The 19396-nt window shown below is 69.4% G+C and carries 19 protein-coding genes and 1 tRNA gene; 13 read left to right on the forward strand and 7 right to left on the reverse strand.

The features are described from left to right. The first annotated feature begins 10 nt into the window (after window positions 1–10). The 4 genes from AB0310_RS15220 to AB0310_RS15235 all read left to right on the forward strand — a co-directional run bounded on the left by AB0310_RS15220 (window position 11) and on the right by AB0310_RS15235 (window position 4315). A complete protein-coding gene (locus AB0310_RS15220; RefSeq protein WP_366237561.1) occupies window positions 11–1483 on the forward strand; it encodes a malate:quinone oxidoreductase in 1473 nt (490 codons plus the stop codon). Between the two features lie 9 nt (window positions 1484–1492). Next, the gene (locus tag AB0310_RS15225) at window positions 1493–2146 is read left to right on the forward strand and encodes a thymidine kinase (protein WP_366237562.1); all 654 of its coding nucleotides are present in this window, start codon (window positions 1493–1495) and stop codon (window positions 2144–2146) included. Window positions 2147–2304: 158 nt separating this feature from the next. After that, window positions 2305–3027 carry a FadR/GntR family transcriptional regulator gene (locus AB0310_RS15230; RefSeq protein WP_259951383.1) on the forward strand — a complete coding sequence of 241 codons (723 nt, stop codon included), beginning with the start codon at window positions 2305–2307 and terminating at the stop codon, window positions 3025–3027. A 10-nt stretch (window positions 3028–3037) separates the two neighbouring features. Continuing rightward, the gene (locus tag AB0310_RS15235) at window positions 3038–4315 is read left to right on the forward strand and encodes an alpha-hydroxy acid oxidase (protein ID WP_259951384.1); all 1278 of its coding nucleotides are present in this window, start codon (window positions 3038–3040) and stop codon (window positions 4313–4315) included. An 85-nt stretch (window positions 4316–4400) separates the two neighbouring features. On the opposite strand, the gene AB0310_RS15240 is transcribed toward AB0310_RS15235, so the two are convergent. The 5 genes from AB0310_RS15240 to AB0310_RS15260 form a co-directional block, all read right to left on the reverse strand. Further along, the gene (locus AB0310_RS15240; protein ID WP_187662156.1) at window positions 4401–5168 is read right to left on the reverse strand and encodes an HAD-IIB family hydrolase; all 768 of its coding nucleotides are present in this window, start codon (window positions 5166–5168) and stop codon (window positions 4401–4403) included. Beyond that, complete coding sequence (locus AB0310_RS15245) at window positions 5165–5641, reverse strand: VanZ family protein (protein WP_366237563.1); 477 nt, start codon at window positions 5639–5641, stop codon at window positions 5165–5167. The genes AB0310_RS15240 and AB0310_RS15245 overlap by 4 nt, the downstream gene beginning before the upstream one ends. 68 nt (window positions 5642–5709) lie before the next feature. Then, window positions 5710–5786, reverse strand: a tRNA-Pro gene (locus AB0310_RS15250). 84 nt (window positions 5787–5870) lie between these two features. Beyond that, window positions 5871–6812, reverse strand: a complete 942-nt coding sequence (locus AB0310_RS15255; protein ID WP_187662154.1) for a metallophosphoesterase — start codon at window positions 6810–6812, stop codon at window positions 5871–5873. Next, complete coding sequence (locus AB0310_RS15260; protein ID WP_259951387.1) at window positions 6803–9364, reverse strand: transglycosylase domain-containing protein; 2562 nt, start codon at window positions 9362–9364, stop codon at window positions 6803–6805. The genes AB0310_RS15255 and AB0310_RS15260 overlap by 10 nt, the downstream gene beginning before the upstream one ends. Window positions 9365–9453: 89 nt before the next feature. Between AB0310_RS15260 and sp36 the strand changes: the two genes are divergently transcribed. Continuing rightward, entirely contained in the window at window positions 9454–9678 is a 225-nt protein-coding gene (gene sp36, locus AB0310_RS15265; RefSeq protein WP_060921874.1) for a Sp36 family protein, read from the forward strand. Beyond that, the gene (locus tag AB0310_RS15270) at window positions 9675–10133 is read left to right on the forward strand and encodes a RidA family protein (protein WP_187662153.1); all 459 of its coding nucleotides are present in this window, start codon (window positions 9675–9677) and stop codon (window positions 10131–10133) included. Before sp36 ends, AB0310_RS15270 begins: the two co-directional genes overlap by 4 nt. Before the next feature lie 98 nt (window positions 10134–10231). Here the strand turns inward: AB0310_RS15270 and acs are convergent, their stop codons facing one another. Then, window positions 10232–12199, reverse strand: a complete 1968-nt coding sequence (acs, locus tag AB0310_RS15275) for an acetate--CoA ligase (protein ID WP_187662152.1) — start codon at window positions 12197–12199, stop codon at window positions 10232–10234. A gap of 398 nt (window positions 12200–12597) precedes the next feature. Here acs and AB0310_RS15280 point away from each other — a divergent pair, with 398 nt between their 5' ends. From AB0310_RS15280 to AB0310_RS15300, 5 genes are read left to right on the forward strand one after another with little or no spacing between them, the layout of a single operon-like run. Next, window positions 12598–13602, forward strand: coding sequence for a TadA family conjugal transfer-associated ATPase (locus AB0310_RS15280; protein ID WP_280568348.1), 1005 nt, complete (start codon window positions 12598–12600; stop codon window positions 13600–13602). Then, entirely contained in the window at window positions 13596–14495 is a 900-nt protein-coding gene (locus tag AB0310_RS15285) for a type II secretion system F family protein (protein ID WP_366237564.1), read from the forward strand. The genes AB0310_RS15280 and AB0310_RS15285 overlap by 7 nt, the downstream gene beginning before the upstream one ends. A gap of 38 nt (window positions 14496–14533) precedes the next feature. Next, the gene (locus AB0310_RS15290) at window positions 14534–14662 is read left to right on the forward strand and encodes a hypothetical protein (RefSeq protein ID WP_366237565.1); all 129 of its coding nucleotides are present in this window, start codon (window positions 14534–14536) and stop codon (window positions 14660–14662) included. Window positions 14663–14700: 38 nt separating this feature from the next. Next, window positions 14701–16296, forward strand: a complete 1596-nt coding sequence (locus AB0310_RS15295; RefSeq protein WP_366237566.1) for a recombinase family protein — start codon at window positions 14701–14703, stop codon at window positions 16294–16296. 40 nt (window positions 16297–16336) lie between these two features. Further along, on the forward strand, window positions 16337–16903 hold the full coding sequence (locus AB0310_RS15300; protein ID WP_366237567.1) for a hypothetical protein: 567 nt from the start codon (window positions 16337–16339) through the stop codon (window positions 16901–16903). Window positions 16904–16932: 29 nt separating this feature from the next. Here AB0310_RS15300 and AB0310_RS15305 read toward each other — a convergent pair whose 3' ends face one another. Continuing rightward, window positions 16933–17838: a hypothetical protein gene (locus AB0310_RS15305; RefSeq protein ID WP_366237568.1), complete on the reverse strand. Its 906-nt coding sequence runs from the start codon at window positions 17836–17838 to the stop codon at window positions 16933–16935. Between the two features lie 332 nt (window positions 17839–18170). Here AB0310_RS15305 and AB0310_RS15310 point away from each other — a divergent pair, with 332 nt between their 5' ends. Both AB0310_RS15310 and AB0310_RS15315 read left to right on the forward strand, forming a co-directional pair. Then, entirely contained in the window at window positions 18171–18566 is a 396-nt protein-coding gene (locus AB0310_RS15310; RefSeq protein ID WP_366237569.1) for a hypothetical protein, read from the forward strand. Between the two features lie 187 nt (window positions 18567–18753). Next, window positions 18754–19350, forward strand: coding sequence for a hypothetical protein (locus AB0310_RS15315; RefSeq protein ID WP_366237570.1), 597 nt, complete (start codon window positions 18754–18756; stop codon window positions 19348–19350). Window positions 19351–19396 lie beyond the last annotated feature (46 nt).

The raw sequence follows: 19396 nt of genomic DNA on the forward strand, positions 1-19396 counted from the left end.
GACTGTTCGAGTGACTGAAAACGTCGATGTCGTCCTGATCGGCGGTGGCATCATGAGCGCCACCCTGGGTACCCTGCTGCACGAGCTGCAGCCGGACTGGAAGATCGTCGCCTTCGAGCGGCTGTCGGACGTGGCGCAGGAGAGCTCGAATCCCTGGAACAACGCCGGGACCGGGCACGCCGCGCTGTGCGAGCTGAACTACATGCCGCAGCAGGGTGACGCGCCGCTCGACCCCGCCAAGGCGATCTCGATCAACGAGCAGTTCCAGCAGAGCCGCCAGTTCTGGTCCTCCCTCGTCGAGAAGGGCGTGCTGGACGAGCCGTCGACCTTCATCAACGCGACGCCGCACATGACGTTCGTGCGCGGCGAGAAGGACGTGGCGTACCTCAAGAAGCGTTACGAGGTGCTCAAGGAGCAGCCGCTGTTCGCGGGCATCGAGTACAGCGAGGACTCCCGCGTCATCAACCAGTGGGCGCCGTTGCTCATGCAGAAGCGTCGCAAGGGAGAGCCGTTCGCGGCCACCCGGGTGCCCGCCGGCACGGACGTCGACTTCGGTGCGCTCACGCATCAGCTCTTCGACCACCTCCGCGACTCGGGCGTCTCGGTCCGCACGAACCACGAGGTCAAGTCCCTCACGCGTCAGAAGGACGGCACCTGGCTCATCAAGTACCGCACGACGATCGGCCGCACTCCGAATGAGATCAAGGCGAAGTTCGTGTTCGTCGGCGCGGGCGGGTGGGCGCTCAAGCTCCTGCAGAATTCCGGAATCCCTGAGATCAAGGGCTACGGCGTCTTCCCGATCGGTGGACAGTTCCTCAAGACGACCAACCCGAAGATCGTCGCGCAGCACAAGGCCAAGGTCTACTCGCAGGCCTCGGTCGGCGCCCCGCCGATGTCGGTCCCGCACCTCGACACGCGTGTCGTCGACGGCGAGGCCTCGCTCATGTTCGGCCCGTTCGCGACGTTCAGCCCCAAGTTCCTCAAGAACGGGTCGATGCTCGACATCGTCACGCAGGTCCGTCCGCACAACCTCTGGCCGATGCTGCGGGTGGCTTTCGCGAACCCCGACCTCATCACGTACCTCATCAGCGAGCTGATGAAGAATCACCGCAAGAAGGTCGACAGCCTCCGCACCTTCATGCCGACGGCGAAGGATGAGGACTGGACGCTCATCGACGCCGGTCAGCGCGCCCAGGTCATGAAGAAGGACCCGAAGAAGGGCGGCGTGCTCCAGTTCGGAACCGAGGTCGTCGCGGCCGGTGACGGCTCGATCGCGGGCCTCCTCGGTGCGTCGCCCGGCGCCTCCACGGCCGTGCCGATCATGCTCGACCTGCTGAAGAAGTGCTTCCCCGGCGAGTACCCGGGCTGGGAGTCGCAGCTGCGCGAACTCATCCCCACCTTCGGCCGGAAGCTCAACGGTGACGCGGAGCTCGCGGAGGAGTCCACCACCGCCACTGCCGCCGTCCTCGGCATCAACGCCTGACCCGGGACCGTGGCGAAGCTCTACTTCCGCTACGGCGCGATGAACTCGGGCAAGTCGACCGCCCTCCTGCAGGCTGCCTACAACTATGAGGAGCGCGGCCAGCACGTGCTGCTCGCCAAGCCCGCGATCGACACCAAGGGTGCGGGGGAGATCGAGAGCCGCCTCGGGGTCACGCGTCCCGTCGACGTCCTCATCGGTCCGGAAGACGACGCCCGCGCGCTCTTCGCGATCCATCGGGAGCGCATGCGTCGGTCGACGGAGGAGGAGCTCATCCCGACGGGGCCCGTCGACGTGGCCTGCCTGCTCGTCGACGAGGCGCAGTTCCTGACGCCGCCCCAGGTCGACGACCTCTTCCGGATCGCGGTGGAGGACGGCATCCCGGTGATGGCCTACGGGATCCGCAACGACTTCCGCACGCACGCCTTCCCCGGATCGGCCCGGCTCCTCGCCATCGCGCACTCGCTCGAGGAACTGAAGACGATCTGTCGCTGCGGGCGCAAGGCGGTGTTCAACGGCCGGGTGGTCGGCGGCCGGTTCGTGTTCGACGGCGACCAGGTCGCGATCGACGAGGGCGCCGACGGCTCTTCCTCGCCCGAACTCACGACCTACGAGTCGCTGTGCGGCACCTGCTACCTGGAGGAGTCCGGCGGCCGTCTCGGCTGATCCCACCTCCGACCCACCCCCTTCCGGTCGACCCACCCCTCTGCGCGCGTACGCAAGCGGCCGGGGCGCACGAAACGGGGTGGGTCGGCGGTGCAGCGGTCCCGCATTGCGTGGTCTGACCACACGCGCTAACCTGTGGTCTGACCACAGGAGGCGGGATGACCGAGCAGCCGGCGCGTGCATGGCGACTCGTGCTCGAGCACATCGAGCGTGATCTGCTCGACGGTCGCCTCGGCCCGGGCGACCGGCTGCCGTCGGAGCGCGACCTCGCCAGCGACCTCGGCGTCGGGCGATCGAGCGTGCGGGAGGCCTTCCGGGTACTCGAGGTGCTCGGGCTCATCCGCACCGCGACCGGCTCCGGCCCCCAGTCGGGCGCCATCGTCATCGCCACCCCCACCGGCGGCATGTCCGCGTTCCTGCGCCTCCAGGTGGCCGCGCAGGGTTTCCCGCTCGACGACGTGGTCCGCACGCGTCTCGTGCTGGAGGACGCGGTCGTCGAGGCCATGGCCGCCGCCTCAAACCGCGACACCTCCCGGGCACACGAGCTGCTCACCGCGATGGATGACGGTGCCCTCACGCCGGCCGAGTTCCTGGCCCTCGATGCGCAGCTGCATCTCTCCCTCGCCGAGGGCAGCGGCAACACGGTCATCGCGGCGATGATGGCGGGGCTCCGTTCCTCCATCGAGTCCTACGTGCTCGCCGGGGCTGCGACCGTCGACGACTGGGATCGGATGGCCGCCCGCCTGCGCTCCGAGCACCGCGCTCTGGTCGCGGCGATCGACGACGGCGACGCCGACACCGCCCGCCGTCTCGTCCGCACCCATATCACCGGCTACTACACCGCCGCGGGTCTCACCCGTGCCATCACACCGCAGAACTGAGAGGCAGAACATGGTCCAGCGCCAGCTCCCCAACCCCGCCGAGCTGTTGGAGCTCATGAAGTTCAAGAAGCCGGAGCTCGACGGGCGCAAGCGGCGCCTCGACGCCGCGCTCACTATCGACGACCTGCGGAAGATCGCCAAGCGCCGCACGCCGAAGGCCGCCTTCGACTACACCGACGGTGCCGCCGAGGGCGAGCTGTCGCTGAGCAGAGCACGCCAGGCGTTCCAGGACGTCGAGTTCCACCCCGGGATCCTCAAGCCGGCCCCGGACGTCGACACGGCCGTCGACATCCTCGGTGGCCCCTCCGCGCTCCCGTTCGGCATCGCGCCGACCGGCTTCACCCGCCTCATGCAGACGGAGGGCGAGGTCGCGGGCGCCGGAGCCGCGGCCGCCGCGGGCATCCCGTTCACCCTGTCCACCCTCGGGACCACGTCGATCGAGGACGTCAAGGCGGCGACGATCCGGGAGCCGCAGGGGCCCGTGCCCGGTCGGAACTGGTTCCAGCTCTACGTGATGCGTGACCGCGAGATCTCCTACGAGCTCGCCCGTCGTGCCGCGTCCGCCGGCTTCGACACCCTGCAGTTCACCGTCGACACCCCGGTCGCCGGTGCCCGTCTCCGTGACAAGCGCAACGGCTTCAGCATCCCGCCGCAGCTCACGCTCGGCACGATCATCAACGCGATCCCGCGGCCGTGGTGGTGGTTCGACTTCCTGACCACCCCGAAGCTGGAGTTCGCGTCGCTGAGCACGACCGGCGGCACCGTGGGCGAGCTCCTCGACGCGGCGATGGATCCGACCATCAGCTACGACGACCTCGCCGTCATCCGCGACATCTGGCCCGGCAAGATCGTCATCAAGGGCGTGCAGAACGTCGAGGACTCCGTGCGCCTGCGGGATGCGGGCGTGGACGGCATCGTCCTGTCGAACCACGGCGGCCGTCAGCTCGACCGCGCGCCCATCCCGTTCCACCTCCTGCCCGAGGTCCGTCGTGCGGTCGGCGACGACTTCACGGTCATGATCGACACCGGGATCATGAACGGCGCCGACATCGTGGCGTCCGTCGCGCTGGGCGCCGACTTCACGCTGATCGGCCGCGCGTACCTCTACGGCCTGATGGCGGGCGGACGGCAGGGCGTCGACCGCACGATCGCCATCCTGCGCAGCGAGATCGAGCGCACGATGCGGCTGCTCGGCGTCGCGTCGCTCGCGGAGCTCGAGCCGGCCCACGTGACCCAGCTCACGCGCTTGGTGCCCGTCTCCCGCGCCGCCGGCATCGAGGTGCACTGACCCACCTGCACGGCCAGGTCACGCCTGCACGACGGACTCCGCCCTCCCGTCGTGCAGGCGTGCCGAAATCGTGCGGGCGAGCGTGTCAGACCCGGGTGGAGAGGGTCGGCAGCAGCTCCTGCAGGCGGGCGGCCGTGTCCTCCCAGCCCTCGACGGCCACCGACGGCACTCCGAGCGCGAGGACGGGGTAGTCGTTGCCGCCCTCGTCGAGGCGGTCGCCGTAGAAGAGCATCGCGGTCAGGTCGATGCCGGTGTGGGTGGCGAGCTGCCGCATGCCGAACGCCTTGTCGATCCCCGCGCGGGTGATGTCGATCGAGGTCGAGCCGCCCGAACGCACCTCGAGGCCCGGGAGCCGTGCGGCCACAGCATCGCGGAGGGCTCCGCGCTTCGAGCCCGTCGGATCCCACGCGTGCTTCGCGTCGCGCGGCGCCTGCTGACCGAGCGCGGAGAACGTGATCTGCGAGCCGCGGTCTTCCAGGATCTCCCCCCAGGGCTCCGCCTCCCACAGTCCGAGGCGCTCCGCCTCCTCGCGCAGGGCGGTGAGGGCGGCGGTCTTCTCGTCGTCGCTCAGGTCATGCGCGTACACCGCGACGAAGTCGGTGCCGTCATGCCGCAGGTAGCGCGTGCCGCAGGTCGGCAGCAGGTGCAGGCGGGCGAGCGCCTCCGGATCGGCATCCGCGAGCTGAGCGACGACCTGCGAGCGGAACTGCGCCTCGTTGCCGCCGGAGATGATCGCGACCTCCACCGACCGCAGCAGCTCACCCAGAAGCGCGGCGATCTGCGGGTCGATCGTGCCCTTGGACGGCGCGAGCGTGTCATCGAGGTCGAAGGCGACGAGAGAGGGCGATGTCATGATGCCTCCACTGTAGGTGTTCGCGGCCGGGAGGACGGTGTGGCGGCGAGCAGCGTGCAGAATATCGCGAGGACGACGCCGATGGTCGCGCCGGCGGAGTTGGCCGCCACGTCGCTCACGGTCGCGGCGCGATGGGGGAGGGCGACATACTGCGCGGTCTCGATGGCGAGGGAGAGCGCGGGGCCGACGAGCAGCGACAGCGGCCACGTACGACGGGGGACGAGCAGGAAGGCGAGGACGCCGACGGGGATGAAGACGGCGATGTTCGCCAGCACCTCGAGGCGCGTGAAGTCCAGGCTCGTCCAGCCGAGCCGCTGGACAGCGCGAAGGAGGAGATCGAGCAGATTGGGCATCGTCTGCTCCACGCGGGCAGGCGTGAGGGTGAGGAGGGCCACCCCGATGAGGAAGGGGAGCCCGAGGGCGACGGCCCACACGCGCGTCGAACGTCGCGGCGGTGGCAGGAGCCTCCCCATGCGTTCCCCTCTCGCACGACATCCCGATACAGAGAAGGCCGCCCCTGCGGGCGGCCTTCTCGTGTCACTGGTCGGGGTGACAGGATTTGAACCTGCGACCTCTTCGTCCCGAACGAAGCGCGCTACCAAGCTGCGCCACACCCCGTTTTGCAACCCTCCGAGTCTACAGCGAAATGCCTCCAGCACCGAATCGAGCCCTCCCACCCGCGTGGCGGATCCGTCTCGCGGGTCAGGCGCGCGGGGTCAGGGTGAGCAGTGTCGCCTCGGGGCGGCACGCGAAGCGGACCGGCGCGTAGATCGAGTGTCCGCAGCCGGCGCTGACGTTCAGGGGTACGGAACGGTCGCCGTGCGTCCAGGTGCTGAGCCCCTTGGCCTGCTTCAGTGGGATGTCGCAGTTGGCCACGATGGCCCCGAAGCCGGGGAGGCAGACCTGCCCGCCGTGCGTGTGCCCGCCGAGGATGGCGTCCGCGCCGAGGTCGACGAAACCGTTGAGCACGCGCTGATACGGCGCGTGCGTGACTCCGAGCACCGGCGTCGCATCCGTTCGGGGGCCCAGCGCCTCGAGGGCCGCAGGCAGCACGTCCAGCCGCTCCCAGTCGCGGTGGGCGTCGTCGACGCCGAACAGGTCGACGGCGGCGCCCCGCACCGTGAGGCGCGTCGCCGTGTTGTTCAGGTCGGCCCAGCCGAGCTCGTCCGTGAAGTAGCGGTCCATCGCTGCCGTGTCGAGCAGCGTGGGCTCGCGGTGCTTCTGCGACGGTCCGGAGAAGTACCGCAGCGGATTCCGGGGGGAGGGGCCGTTGACGTCATTGGAGCCGTGCACGAACACCCCGGGAATACCGGCGAAGGGAGCGAACGCCCGGCGGATGCCCTGCAAGCCCTCTTCGTGCCCGAGGTTGTCGCCCGTGTTGACGATGAGGTCGGGCTTCAGGTCGGCCAGGGACGCGAGCCAGTCCTGCTTCCGGTGCTGCCAGGGCGCCATGTGCGCGTCGGAGAGATGCAGGATGCGCAGCGGCGCCGCGCCCGTCGGAAGCGCCTCTGCCGAGACCTCCCGCACCGTGAACAGATACCGCTCGATGCCGATACCCCAGATCGCCGCGGCCGCACCGACGGCCCCCACCGCGCCGAGCGCGATGAGGGCCGGGTGCGCCGCGCGGGACGCGCCTACTTGCACGACACTCGGATCGGCGTGGCCTTCGTGGCCGCGGAGTTCGCAGCGGGGGTCGTCGCGGTCACGGTCGCCCCTTCCGCGTTGCAGGATCCTTCTCGCTCGACCGTCGTGAAGCCGGCGGCGACGAGGGCGGCGTTCGCCTCGGTCGGACTCTGCCCCGTCACGTCGGGGACGGTCGCGCCCTTGCCGTTGCTGGGCGAGATCGTGATCGTGGCTCCGGCAGCCGCCTGACCGGACGGGTTCTGCTCGACGACGATGTTCGTCGCCTTGTCGCTGTCCACGGGGGCGCCCACGGAGACATCGAAACCGGCGCGCTCGAGGGTCGCGGTCGCCTCCTCGACGGTCTGCCCGACGACATCCGGCACGTCGACCCGGATCTGTCGGATGAGGTTGCCGTCCGGCTCCGGGAACTGGTCGCCGCCGTACGCCTGGTTCGCGGCATGCTGCGCGGCCCTCGCGAGGGGGTACCGCACCTCGTTGAGCAGGTGACTGCCGGTCCAGACGTTGAACACGTTGTCGTGGTTGCCGTTCGAGCGGCCGGCCCAGACCGCGGTCGCGACCTTGGTGCTGGACTCGATCATCATGGTCGACCACAGGTCGTGTGTCCCGGTCTTGCCGATCAGCGGGGTGCCGTCGAACGGGTTGGCTCGCGCGCCGGTGCCGCCGCCGGCCATGACGCCCTGCAGTGCATAGGCCGCGGTCGCCGCGACCTCCTTCGAGAGCACGCCCTCGGTGCAGGACGCCTTGGGAAGCGGACGCTCCTTGCCCTCGGCGTCGATCACCTTGTCGATGGCGCGGGGCGTGCAGTACGTGCCGCCGCTGGCGACCGTCGCGTAGGCGTTGGCCATCGCGATGGGGGAGATGTTCTTCGGGCCGAGGACGTCGTAGGGGACGTTCTCCTCCGTGACCTTCTCGCCGCTGGCCAGGGTGACGCCCATCTTGTCGGCGACCTTGTTGATGTCGCAGACGTCGAGCTTGGAGGCCATCGCGAAGTACCCGCTGTTGAGCGACTGCGCGGTGAACGTCATCGGCGTCCCCGGATAGCCGCGGCTGCGGCCGAAGTTGCCGATCTTCGCGGTGTCCGTCGACTGCGGGCTGCCGCAGACCGGGATCTGCAGGTTGGTCTGCACGGTTCCGTTCAGGTTCTCCCGCACGGAGTGCCCCTTCTCGAGCCAGTCGATGAGCGTGAAGAGCTTGTAGGTCGACCCGACCTGGAAGCCGCCGGATTTGCCGTACTTCTGGTCACCGGCGAAGACGAGCGACGAGTACTGCTGGTCGGTGGTCGGGGTCTCCGAGAACTTCGTGTTCTGCGTGATGGAGAGGATGCGGCCCGTGCCGACCTCGATCGAGACGCCGGCAGCGCCGAAGTACTTGTTGTCGAAGTTCGCGGGGACGACGTTGGCCATCTCCTCGGCCGCCGGGTCCTGCACGCGGAAGTCCAGCGTGGTGTAGATCTTCAGGCCACCGCGGCGCAGGAGGTCACGGCGCTCCTGGATGTCCGCACCGAACGCCTCGTCGTTCTCGACGATCGACTTCACGTACTGGCAGAAGTACGCGTTGCGGCCGGCGGCCGCGCACCCCTGGGTGGGGACCTTGATGGCGGGCTCGATCGCCGCGGCCTTCGCCTCGTCATGCTGGGCCTGGGTGATCTTGCCGTCGGTGAGCATGCGGCCGAGCACGTAGTCGCGGCGATCCTTGGCGTCCTTGTAGCCGTCCTCAGCGGAGTTGTGCGCGACGCCGTCGTCGGTCGTGTACGTTCCGCCGGGCTTGTCGATGCGGTACGTGTTCGGGTTCTGCACGATGCCGGCGAGCGTCGCCGCCTGGCCGACGGTGAGCTTCGCCGCCGACGTCGAGAAGTAGTAGCGCGCGGCGGCCTCGATCCCGTAGACCGTGCCGCCGAAGTTCGCGATGTTGAGGTACCCGAGGAGGATGTCGTTCTTCGAGTAGTCCTTCTCGATCTGGATGGCGTAGCGCATCTCCTGGAGCTTGCGCTCGATGCCGTCCACACCGGAGGCGTTGGTGGCGTCCTGCCAGCACTGCTGCAGCTCGTCCGCATACGTCTCGGAAGCCGTGTTGACGTTCTGCTCGCACTGCTGGATGCGGACGTTCTTCACGAACTGCTGGCTGATCGTCGAGGCGCCGCGGCTGGAGGTGCCCCGCACGTTGTCGACGAGGGCCTTCACGGTCGCGCCGAGGTTGACGCCGCCGTGGGTGTAGAAGTTCTTGTCCTCACTGGAGAGGATCGCGTCGTAGAGGACCGGTGCGACCTGCTCGTAGGTGACCGGCACGCGGTTCTGCTCGTAGAACGACGCCAGCACGACCGGCTTGCCCTCGGGGTTGGTCGCGTAGATCGTCGACTGCTCCATCGGGGTGTCGACCTTGAGCACCTCGGGCAGCTCATCGAAGATCGTCAGTGCCGTGGAGCCGGCGACGCCGGTCATCGCGAGGACGGGGGTGACGCTGGCGGTGACCAGCAGACCGGCGATGGCGCTCAGTCCGACGAGCCCGACGAGACCGCCGAGCACGCCCTTCACCGTGCGGTTCTTTTGGGGCATACGCTTGATCGTAGGGGAGTTCCCTGAATACCGGCTTTGACGAGCGCGGCCCGGTCTGCCCTGGACGCGCCCTGATCGACAGGAGTGCCATGACCACGTGGGAGTACCTCACCACGCCGCTGCTGATCCACAACACCGCGGCCATCCTCAACAACTGGGGCAAGCAGGGCTGGGAGCTCGTCCAGGTGGTGCAGGGCCCCGAAGGCGGTCTGGTCGCCTACTTCAAGCGCCCCGTGACGACGGACGGCTCGGCCAACGCCGGTCTCGCCGCTGCCGCCGAGGCCTCGCGCCAGTTCGAGGGAGGCCAGGCATGAGCGTCGCCGCCCGTCTCTCCGAGCTCGGCATCGAGCTGCCCGCCGTCGCCGCTCCGGTCGCCGCCTACGTGCCGGCGGTCGTGCACGGCGGACTCGTCTACACGTCGGGCCAGCTCCCGTTCGTCGACGGCGCCCTCCCCGCGACCGGCAAGGTCGGCGCGGAGGTCTCCGCAGAGGACGCGAAGGCGTACGCCAGGACGTGCGCCCTGAACGCGCTCGCCGCGGCCGCCGATGTCGCGGGCGGTGTGGATCGGATCGCCGGTGTGGTCCGCGTCGGCGGCTTCGTCGGCTCTGCGGAGGGCTTCACCGGACAGCCCGCCGTCATCAACGGCGCGAGCGAGGTGCTCGGCGAGATCTTCGGCGAGGAGGGACGGCACGCTCGCGCTGCTGTCGGTGTCGCGGAGCTTCCGCTCGGCAGCCCCGTCGAGGTCGAGGTCACGTTCCGCCTCGCGTAGTCCCCGCGCCCGGCCCGCCGAGACCCCGCGCAAACGTCGAGACCCCCTGCTGCAGACATCTGCAGCAGGGGGTCTCGACGTGAACCCGGGGTCTCGCGTTACTTGACCTGGGCGGAGATGATGCTCATCACGGCGGTGTCGGCGAGCGTCGTGGTGTCACCGACCTCGCGGCCCTCAGCGACGTCGCGCAGCAGGCGTCGCATGATCTTCCCGGAGCGGGTCTTCGGCAGCTCGCCCACGATGTACACGTCGCGGGGACGCGCGATCGCGCCGATCTGCTCGCCCACCCAGAGCCGCAGCTGCTGCGCGAGTCCGGCCGGGTCGTGGGCGGAAAGGTAGCTCTCCTTGATGATGACGAACGCCACGACCGCCTGACCGGTGGTCTCGTCCGATGCGCCGACGACAGCGGCCTCGGCGGTGGCCTCGTGTGCCACGAGGGAGGACTCGATCTCCGCGGTCGACAACCGGTGGCCGGAGACGTTCATCACGTCGTCGACCCGGCCGAGCAGCCAGAGGTCGCCGTCCTCGTCGAGGCGGGCGCCGTCGCCGGCGAAGTAGTAGCCCTTGTCCTCGAACTTCTCCCAGTACGTCTCGCGGAAGCGCTCGGGGTCGCCCCAGATGCCGCGCAGCATGCTCGGCCAGGGCTCCGTGACCACGAGGAGACCGCCGTTGCCGTTACCGACCTCGACGCCCTGCTCGTCCACCACGTCGATCGAGATGCCCGGCAGCGGCACCTGCGCGGAGCCCGGCTTCGTGGCGGTCACGCCGGGGAGGGCGGACACCATGATCGCGCCGGTCTCGGTCTGCCACCAGGTGTCGACGATGGGGGCAGTGCCGGCGCCGATGACCTCGCGGTACCACATCCACGCCTCGGGGTTGATGGGCTCTCCGACCGAGCCGAGCAGACGCAGCGACGACAGGTCGAACTTCTGCGGGACGCTCCGGCCGATCTTCATGAAGGAGCGGATCGCGGTCGGGGCCGTGTAGAAGATCGAGACCTTGTACTTCTCGATGAGCTCCCACCAGCGGCCCGGGTGCGGGGTGTCCGGGGTGCCTTCGTACAGCACCTGGGTCGCGCCGTTGGCGAGGGGTCCGTAGGTGACGTAGCTGTGTCCGGTGATCCAGCCGATGTCGGCGGTGCACCAGTAGACGTCGGTCTCCGGCTTCAGGTCGAAGACGTTCTTGTGCGAGTACGCCGCCTGGGTGAGGTAGCCGCCGGAGGTGTGCAGAATGCCCTTCGGCTTCCCCGTCGTGCCCGAGGTGTAGAGGATGAAGAGCGGGTTCTCGGACGGGAAGGCCTGGGCGGTGTGGTCGGCCGAGGCCGCGGGAACGACGTCGTGCCACCACAGGTCGCGACCGTCCGTCCACTCCACGTCGTTCTCGCCGCGCTTGACCACGAGCACGTGCTCGACGGTCTGCTGCTCGCCCTCGCCGCGGTCGGCCAGGGCCTGGTCGACCGCAGGCTTCAGCGCCGAGACGCGGCCCTTGCGGTAGCCGCCGTCCGCGGTGATGACGAGCTTGGCGCCGGCGTCGTCGATCCGGGAGCGCAGGCTGTCCGCGCTGAAGCCGCCGAAGACGACCGAGTGGATCGCGCCGACGCGGGCCACGGCGAGCATCGCGGCGATCGCCTCCGGGATCATCGGCAGGTAGATCGCGACCCGGTCGCCCTGACCGATGCCGAGCCCCTCGAGCACGTTCGCGACGCGCTTGACCTCATCGGTCAGCTCGGCGTAGGTGATGCGACGGCTGTCCCCGGGCTCGCCCTCCCAGTACAGCGCGACGCGGTCGCCGTTGCCGGCCTCGACGTGACGGTCGAGGCAGTTGTACGCGACGTTGAGCTCGCCGTCGTCGAACCACTTGGCGAAGGGCGGGTTGCTCCAATCGAGGACCTGCGTGAAGGGCTTGTGCCAGTGCACGAGCTCGCGTGACTGGTCGGCCCAGAAGCCCTCGCGGTCCGCGGCTGCGCGCTCGTAGAGCTCCTGCGAGGCGACGGATTGGGCGGCGAACTCCTCCGACGGCGCGAAGCGCCGGGTCTCGTCGAGAAGGTGATCGATCTGACTGCTCATCGGCAGGCGCTCCTTTGCGGCGTTCGGGTCAGGCAGGCATGGCCGCAGGGGGAGTGCGACCAGGTCAGGGCGAATCTATCCCCGCCCCTGACCGCCGAATACTGCCGAAAGTCGGTACTCGGATGGGTTTTGTCAGGACGGTCGCCTTGCGTACACTCGACGACAGCCGAAATCTCATTCCGGCCCTGGCGCGCCCGATTCCCCCGATCGAGAGCCGCCGTGGGCGGCATCTCATTCCCCCCGTGAGGTGCCGCCCTTTCTCATGGGAGCGCTCTCTCCGGTTCGATGCCCTCCGCCCGCTCCTCCACTGCGGATCGGTCCGTGGGGTTGTGCACATCCTCTGTGAGCGCCCACGCACGTCCGCTGGCTGAGGTCCGCAGGCCGCCTAGCGTCGCCGTATGCCCGATCGATTCGTCATCCACCCGCGGCCCTCAGGGCCCACGGATCCGGTGCGCGCCCCGCAGGAGGCGCTCCGGAACGAGCCGGCGTTCGCGCCGCTCGCCGCCTTCCTCGACGAGGACGTCACGGACCTGTTCGTGAACGGCGCGGACACGCTGTTCGTGGACCGGGGAAGCGGCGCGGAGCGCGTGCCGTCCTGGCGCGCCACGGAGCGCGAAGTCCGTGACCTCGCCGTCGCCCTCGTGGCCCTCGGCGGCCGCCATCTCGATGACCAGACGCCGTGCGTCGATGTGCGGCTCGGTTCCGGGGTGCGCGTGCATACCGCATTGGCCCCTATCGCGGCGCAGGGCACCGCCATCTCTATCCGGGTTCCTCGCGTACACGTGGCTGACCTCGACGCCCTGGCGGAACGCGGTGCCTTCGACGCCCGGCAGCAGCGATGGCTCGGCGGACTCGTGCGCGACCGGGCGAACCTCCTCCTCACCGGGGGGACCGGAACCGGAAAGACGACGCTGCTGTCGGCGCTCCTTTCCGCCGCCCCACCCGGTGAGCGGATCGTCACCATCGAAGACGTGGCGGAGCTCAGACCCCGGCATCCGCACCACGTGGCGCTGGAGGCGCGTCAGGCCAACCTGGAAGGAGCGGGTGGGATCGATCTCGCGCGGCTGGTGCGGGAGTCCCTGCGGATGCGACCGGATCGGCTCGTGGTGGGAGAGTGCCGGGGCGAGGAGGTACGAGAACTCCTCACTGCTCTCAACACCGGACACGACGGCGGGGCCGGCACACTGCACGCGAGCGGCCTGGCCGACGTGCCGGCGCGGCTGGAGGCGCTGGGAGCGCTCGCCGGTATGGACGCGGTGGCCCTCGGGCGTCAGGCGGTGAGCGCGTTCACCATGGTGCTCCATCTCGAGCGGGCGCCGGGCGGGACGCGGCGACTCGCGAAGGCCGGCCGGCTCGTGATGGCGGCGGATCGTCTCGCGATCGAGGAGGTGCAGCCGTGGTGAGGCTCGTCGCGCACGCACCGTCGGCGGAGCAGGGATCCGACGTCGCCGATTCCGTGCAGACGCTCGCGGTGCTGCTCCAGGCCGGCGCGGTCCCGCTCGTCGCCTGGCGTCATCTGGCGAGCACCGGAGACCCGGTGGCCGTGGCGGTGCTGGCACGAACGGAAAAGGGTGTGCCGTTGGTCTCCGCGATCGAGGAGCAGGGCGGGATGTGGACGGAGTTGGCGGCGGCGTGGGAGATCGCCACCACCGTCGGGGCCCCACTGGCCGATGTGCTGCGCTCGATCGCCGAGGCTCTGCGCGACGCCGCATCCGCGGCTGACGACGTGCGGGTCGCGCTCGCCGAGCCTGCGGGCACGGCGCGCCTGCTGCTCTGGATGCCGTTGGCCGGTCTGCTGCTCGGCGTCGCGCTGGGATTCGACGCCTGGGGCGTCATCGTCGGGAACCCTCTGGGGGCCGCCTGCGTCGTCACCGGTCTGCTGCTCGTCGTCCTCGCCCGGCTCTGGACGCAGGCTCTGCTGCGCCGCGCGCGGCCGCAGCCGGGGACCCCGGGGATGGTTGCGGAGCTCGTGGGGGTGGCGTTGGCGGGAGGCGCACCGATCGACCGCGCTGTCGAACTGGTGGCAGAGACGAGGGTGGTCGATGCGGCCGGACGCGACCGTGTGCAAGAGGTGCTCGATCTCTCCCGTGCGGCCGGCGTCCCCGCCGTCGAGCTCCTCCGCGCGACCGCGGCGCAGGACCGGCACCGTGCACGGGTCCACGGTCGTCTTCGCGCTGCTCGGCTCTCCACGCGCCTGCTGCTTCCGCTCGGCGTCTGCACACTGCCGGCGTTCCTCCTGCTCGGCGTGGCACCGCTGCTGCTCAGCGTGTTCGCCGCCACACCGCTGCCGACCTGACGACCCCCTCCACACCGATGAAGAAAGAGGTACCGAAGATGAATGACACCCTTCCCACCCTGAACCGACGCCGCGCCCTCGCTCTCTTCGGGGACGACACCGGCGCGGCGACCGCCGAGTACGCCATCACCACGATGGCCACTGATGAGGGATTAACGCATACTTAGATGAACCCGCCGTTGACCCCTCCACCGAGGTAACCGCCATGACGCCGAAGAAGCACCAGACCCGCGCCGCGATCTACGCGCGGCAGTCCGTCTCTGATAGCGAGGGCATCGGCATCCAGCTCGAGAAGGGTCGGGCGCTGGCAGCGTCGCGCGACTTTGAGGTGGTGGGCGAGTACGTCGACGACGGCGTGAGCGGCTACAAAGCGCGCGAGGAGGGAACCGCGTTCGCGCGGATGCTCGACGACGCCCGAGCGCGCAGATTCGACGTCGTGATCGTCCGCAAGCTCGACCGCCTAGGCCGCTCGCTCTCCGCGCTTGAGGCGCTGACGGCGGCGAAGGCGCAGGTGGTGACCACCGACGGCGAGGTCGACCTCACGACGGTGAACGGCCGCCTCATGGCGAACCTGCTGACGTCGGTCGCGCGAGCCGAGAGCGAGACGAAGGCGGAGCGGCGGGTGAACCGCAACGACGAGCGCCGGAAGGACGGCGTCCCGACATCGGGGCGGGTGCCGTACGGCTACCGCTGGGTCACGACGAAGGAGCGCGCCGAGCGCGGCACGGAAGAGGCCTACGAGCTGGACGGCGGCCGCGCTGCGGACGTGCGCGGGATCTTCGAGGCCTTCCTCGGCGGCGTCCCGCTCGGATCGATCGCCCGCGATCTGAACACGGCCGGGAAGCGTACGATGCCGACGAAGCGGCACCCCGAAGGAGTGCCGTTCTCGCCGACGTCGGTGCGCCGCATGCTAATGAACCCGTACTACGCCGCGCTCCTGCCGCGCGAGGCACCGAAGGACGGCGCGCACTACGACCAGAGCAGCGTCGGCGTCGATGATTGCGTGCCCGGCCGGTGGCCCGCGATCGTGACCGCCGCGCAATGGCAGGCAGCGAAGAAGAAGCTCGAGCACCCCGAGCGGAAGACCTCGCCTGGTCCGACGCGGCGGTGGTTGCTCAGCGGCCTGGCGATCTGCGGAGGACAGGGCAAGCGCGACGACGCCGCGATCGAAGCGCGGGCGCTGCAGGCCACCGGCCGCACCGACGCTGCCGAGCTCACGCCGCAGGAGATCGCGGAGGCCGCGGTCGCGCTGGCCGAGCAGCGGTGCGGCATGCCGATCCGCGCAGGCGGCGGAGAGAAGGGCATCCACTCGTACCGGTGCGGTAGCATGGCGCACTTCATGCGGCGAGGCGACCCGCTCGACGACTTCATCAGCAGGCTCGTCGTCGCGCGCCTCGCAGCACCCGACGCGGCCGATCTGCTCATCGACCGGGAGCGGCCAGACGCGGAGACCCTGAGCGCCGAGCTGACCCGTCTGGAGGCCGTGCGTCGGGAGCTGGGCGACGACCGCGACGAAGGCCTCATCGGCCGCGCCGAGTACCAGCGGAGGCTCAAGCGCGTCGACGCGAAGCTCGCCGAGGTGCGGGGGAAGCTCGAGCGCGGCGCGGTCGTCGAGCCGCTGCGCGATCTGGTCGGCGCCGACGACGTGCGCAAGGTCTGGGACGGGCTGACGCTCGGGCGCAAGCGCGCGGTGATCGAGGCGCTGATGACGATCGTCGTCTACAGCGTCGGGCAGGGGAACCGGCGCAACATGCCCGACGCCGCCATGGCGGGGACCCTGAGCATCCTCTGGCACGTATAGCGCCGGGGCGGCTCGACGCACGATGCGCTAGACATGGAACATGCAGACGGCATCGGAATGGAAGCGTCACTTCGCTCGGCGGTTCAAGAGCCTCGACGGACACATCATCCGAGCGAGTAGTTTTGGCTCGGGACCAGGCACGATTCAATCGCTCGTTGGCTTTCTAGCTGAGGTCTGCCCGCCGCGCTCTCTCGAACTAGTCGAAACGATCGTGCGGAACACCGTCATGACGATCTCCGACCGCGCGATACCTGGACGGGCAGCATCTGCACCACGGGAAAGGCCCACCGATAACGTAGCCGTCCGAGCGACCGTTGAACGAGCGAACACATGGCTCACGAATGTCCAGAATGGGCGGACAGCCGGTGAAAGTGTGCGGCTTGTGGCCGACGACGAAGCGGGATCCATGATGACCGCTGGCACTCTAGTGGCGGGCGGCCTCATTCTCCTCGCACCGCCGGAAGCGGTCGAAGGTCTGAAACTCGCCCTGCGGCCGATACCGATGGAGACGATCTTCCGCTCGGAGAAAGTGAACGAGCTCGCTTTCGTATTGGATCTGGTCATGAATGACGCGCGGGCCCTCGCCCCGCTCTTCCGCGACTTGTGACAGGTGGTCTGCTCCGGCTGCGGATTCGGTCAGCGGTCCTCGTGGTAGGTCCAGCCGCTCTCGCGCCGCCAGCGCATGATGTAGCCGGTGCCGCCGTCGAGCCAGAGGTCGGTGAGATCGTCGGGCGCGATGAAGGTGCCGTCGGTGAACCAGCTCGGCGAGGTCGGCAACAGGTCGCCCCACTCCCCGGCGGAGGCGACGAGCAGATACAGGTGCCGCCGCTGCGCGCCCAGAGCGGCCGCCTCGCGGGCGAGCTTGGCGACGTGGTGCACGGGGCGCTCCTCGACCGCCAGATACGCCGACAGCCGCTCGAGGTAGGGCACGTCCTCGGGATCGCGCACCGCGGCGTTGAGCGAGCTGAGCCAGAACCCGCCGCGGTCGGGATCGTCGATCGGGTCGCGGAACTCGATGCCGGGGAACACGGCAGCCGCCTCCGCCGCGGCCTCGGCGCTGATCGCACCGGCGCGCGCCTCGCGCTGCAGGCGCTCAACCACCGCGGCCCACCGCCGACCGGTCGCCTTGCCCTTCCGGCCGCGCGTCAGGGGCGGCTCCCACCCGCGCTCCAGCTCGACCGGGAACAGCAGCGCGGGAGGCTCCGCACCGTTCAGCTCGGCGACGAGAGCAGCGGCACGCGGCACGGCGTCCTGGTGGTCGCGGTCCAGCGTCGTGAGCACCTCGACGACCTCGACCGGAGCGCCGACCGGGCGCAGCAGCAGGTCGACGCGGCCGTCGCCGTCGCGCTCGCCTTTCACATCGCGGCGCTCGGGCGTGAGGCCGGTGAGCAGCCAGAGGTTGATCGCGGCGCGGCGGTCGTCGTCGGGGCCGTCCAGGAACTCGGCCGAGTCCCACCAGGCGGACGCGGGAGGCGGCACCGCGGCGGCGGCCTCGGAGAGAGAGGGGCCGCGCTCGCACCAGCCCTCGGTCAGCAGTCTCATGGCCCGACCGTACCCGAGGCGCGCGACACCGGGGCGGACGGGATCGCCACCGCCGCCGGGGCGCGTCGCTTAAAGGGCGAGCCGACGCGACGTTAAGAGGGTGTGCAGGGTGTGCAGGCACTCAACATTGACGAGAAATGCGCGCGCGTGGGCGCGTCAATATAGAGAGGCTGCACACCCTGCACACCCCCCGGAATTACGCGGAACTCGGGCGGCGCGAGATTGGCGACTGCGGCGCTGAGAAGTTGAAATGCCCGCGAAGGGCGACCCCCTCGACCCCCGCGCGCACTAAGGCGACGATTCGGAGCGCGTAAGGGATTACGGTAGGCGGCATGACAGACCTTTCCGAAGTACGCGCGCTCGCAGCCGACCTCTCCCTGACGGAGGCCGAGGTGGACACGGCCGAGAAGGTGGCGGCCATGGCCGAACTGAAGCGCGCCACGCTCGCGGTCGCCTCGACGGACGCGAACCTCGCGCAGTGGCTCAGCGAAGAGCACTACGCCGGTGGCGTCCTGATGACCGCGGCGACGATGAACAAGCGCGCCGAGGCCTCAGGCAAGGGCGACGCGTTCAACGCGGTATCGCGCGGCGATCTGATCGCGCGATACAACCGCTGGGCGGCGCAGCTCGTCGCGCGCATCGATGCAGTCGACGGCGGAGCAGCGCCCACGCAGTTCTTGCCACAGCTGGCACGATTCCGCGCCGACCCCGTGCACGTTCTGCCGTGACCTACGCCGACGACCTCGGGAGCACCGAGCCGCGATGCCCACACTGCGGCGTCGCGATGCGCGGCGAGGAGGGCGGCTGGAGCTGCCCGGAGTGCCGACGCTTCGAACCGGTGGAGCAGGGACCGCTCCCGCCGAGCTTCGAGGGACCGAGCATCCACGGCGGGTAGCCTTCTGCGAGAATGACGACGTGTCGCTCCATTCCCACGTCAATTTTGAGGCTTTCGTCCGGGCGCTCGGCGACCCTGAATTGCGCCCATTGCTCGGCCTGAACCTCACACAAGGAGCCGCGGAGGCGATCCTGGCCTCGCGGGAGCTTACTCAGGACTACTACGCTCGCTGGAAGAGTCAGCGAGACGGCACTGAGGCCGCATCGGTTTCGATTGCTCGTTTCTCGGCACGTTTGGACCCTAAGCCTGACAACGCCATTACTGTCAGCGCACCGCAACGACTCAGCATTAGGGCGGCAGTGCACAGTCTGATTTGGCCGAGCGCCAGTATCGTCGTCGCGTTACTCGCCGGGGTGCTTGCTGTCGCGATCTGGACCAGCGATCTCCCATACTACGAGCGGGATGCAGCGTTTATCTGGCTTGGAATCGGCTACTTCCTCGCGCTGATCGCATGCGTCGTGGGGATCGTTTGGGGTTCGAAGGCGATCCGCGCAGGGTTGAAAGCAGATCTGGGCGTGGCGCGTCGACGCGTATCCGTAACGCTTGGTCTGATCGGACTACTTGGGAGCGCCTTCCTTGCCCTCTCCTGGATTGTCGGCTGGGCCACCATGCGATAACCAGCCGCCCCCGGGTACGCCGCGTCATCGATCGCGCCCGCTGTTG

The sequence above is a fragment of the Microbacterium meiriae genome (assembly GCF_040702565.1).
In the GTDB taxonomy this organism is placed as follows: Bacteria; Actinomycetota; Actinomycetes; order Actinomycetales; family Microbacteriaceae; genus Microbacterium; species Microbacterium meiriae.

What these genes read in the sequence shown, in the direction of transcription:
- AB0310_RS15240 (WP_187662156.1), bottom strand. Translation starts at nt 5,168, where the DNA reads ATGACATCGCCCTCTCTCGTCGCCTTCGACCTCGATGACACGCTCGCG.
- acs (WP_187662152.1), bottom strand. Translation starts at nt 12,199, where the DNA reads ATGAGCAGTCAGATCGATCACCTTCTCGACGAGACCCGGCGCTTCGCG.
- AB0310_RS15295 (WP_366237566.1), top strand. Translation starts at nt 14,701, where the DNA reads ATGACGCCGAAGAAGCACCAGACCCGCGCCGCGATCTACGCGCGGCAG.
- AB0310_RS15300 (WP_366237567.1), top strand. Translation starts at nt 16,337, where the DNA reads ATGCAGACGGCATCGGAATGGAAGCGTCACTTCGCTCGGCGGTTCAAG.
- AB0310_RS15230 (WP_259951383.1), top strand. Translation starts at nt 2,305, where the DNA reads ATGACCGAGCAGCCGGCGCGTGCATGGCGACTCGTGCTCGAGCACATC.
- AB0310_RS15290 (WP_366237565.1), top strand. Translation starts at nt 14,534, where the DNA reads ATGAATGACACCCTTCCCACCCTGAACCGACGCCGCGCCCTCGCTCTC.
- AB0310_RS15310 (WP_366237569.1), top strand. Translation starts at nt 18,171, where the DNA reads ATGACAGACCTTTCCGAAGTACGCGCGCTCGCAGCCGACCTCTCCCTG.
- AB0310_RS15260 (WP_259951387.1), bottom strand. Translation starts at nt 9,364, where the DNA reads ATGCCCCAAAAGAACCGCACGGTGAAGGGCGTGCTCGGCGGTCTCGTC.
- AB0310_RS15235 (WP_259951384.1), top strand. Translation starts at nt 3,038, where the DNA reads ATGGTCCAGCGCCAGCTCCCCAACCCCGCCGAGCTGTTGGAGCTCATG.
- AB0310_RS15270 (WP_187662153.1), top strand. Translation starts at nt 9,675, where the DNA reads ATGAGCGTCGCCGCCCGTCTCTCCGAGCTCGGCATCGAGCTGCCCGCC.
- AB0310_RS15305 (WP_366237568.1), bottom strand. Translation starts at nt 17,838, where the DNA reads ATGAGACTGCTGACCGAGGGCTGGTGCGAGCGCGGCCCCTCTCTCTCC.
- AB0310_RS15280 (WP_280568348.1), top strand. Translation starts at nt 12,598, where the DNA reads ATGCCCGATCGATTCGTCATCCACCCGCGGCCCTCAGGGCCCACGGAT.
- sp36 (WP_060921874.1), top strand. Translation starts at nt 9,454, where the DNA reads ATGACCACGTGGGAGTACCTCACCACGCCGCTGCTGATCCACAACACC.
- AB0310_RS15245 (WP_366237563.1), bottom strand. Translation starts at nt 5,641, where the DNA reads ATGGGGAGGCTCCTGCCACCGCCGCGACGTTCGACGCGCGTGTGGGCC.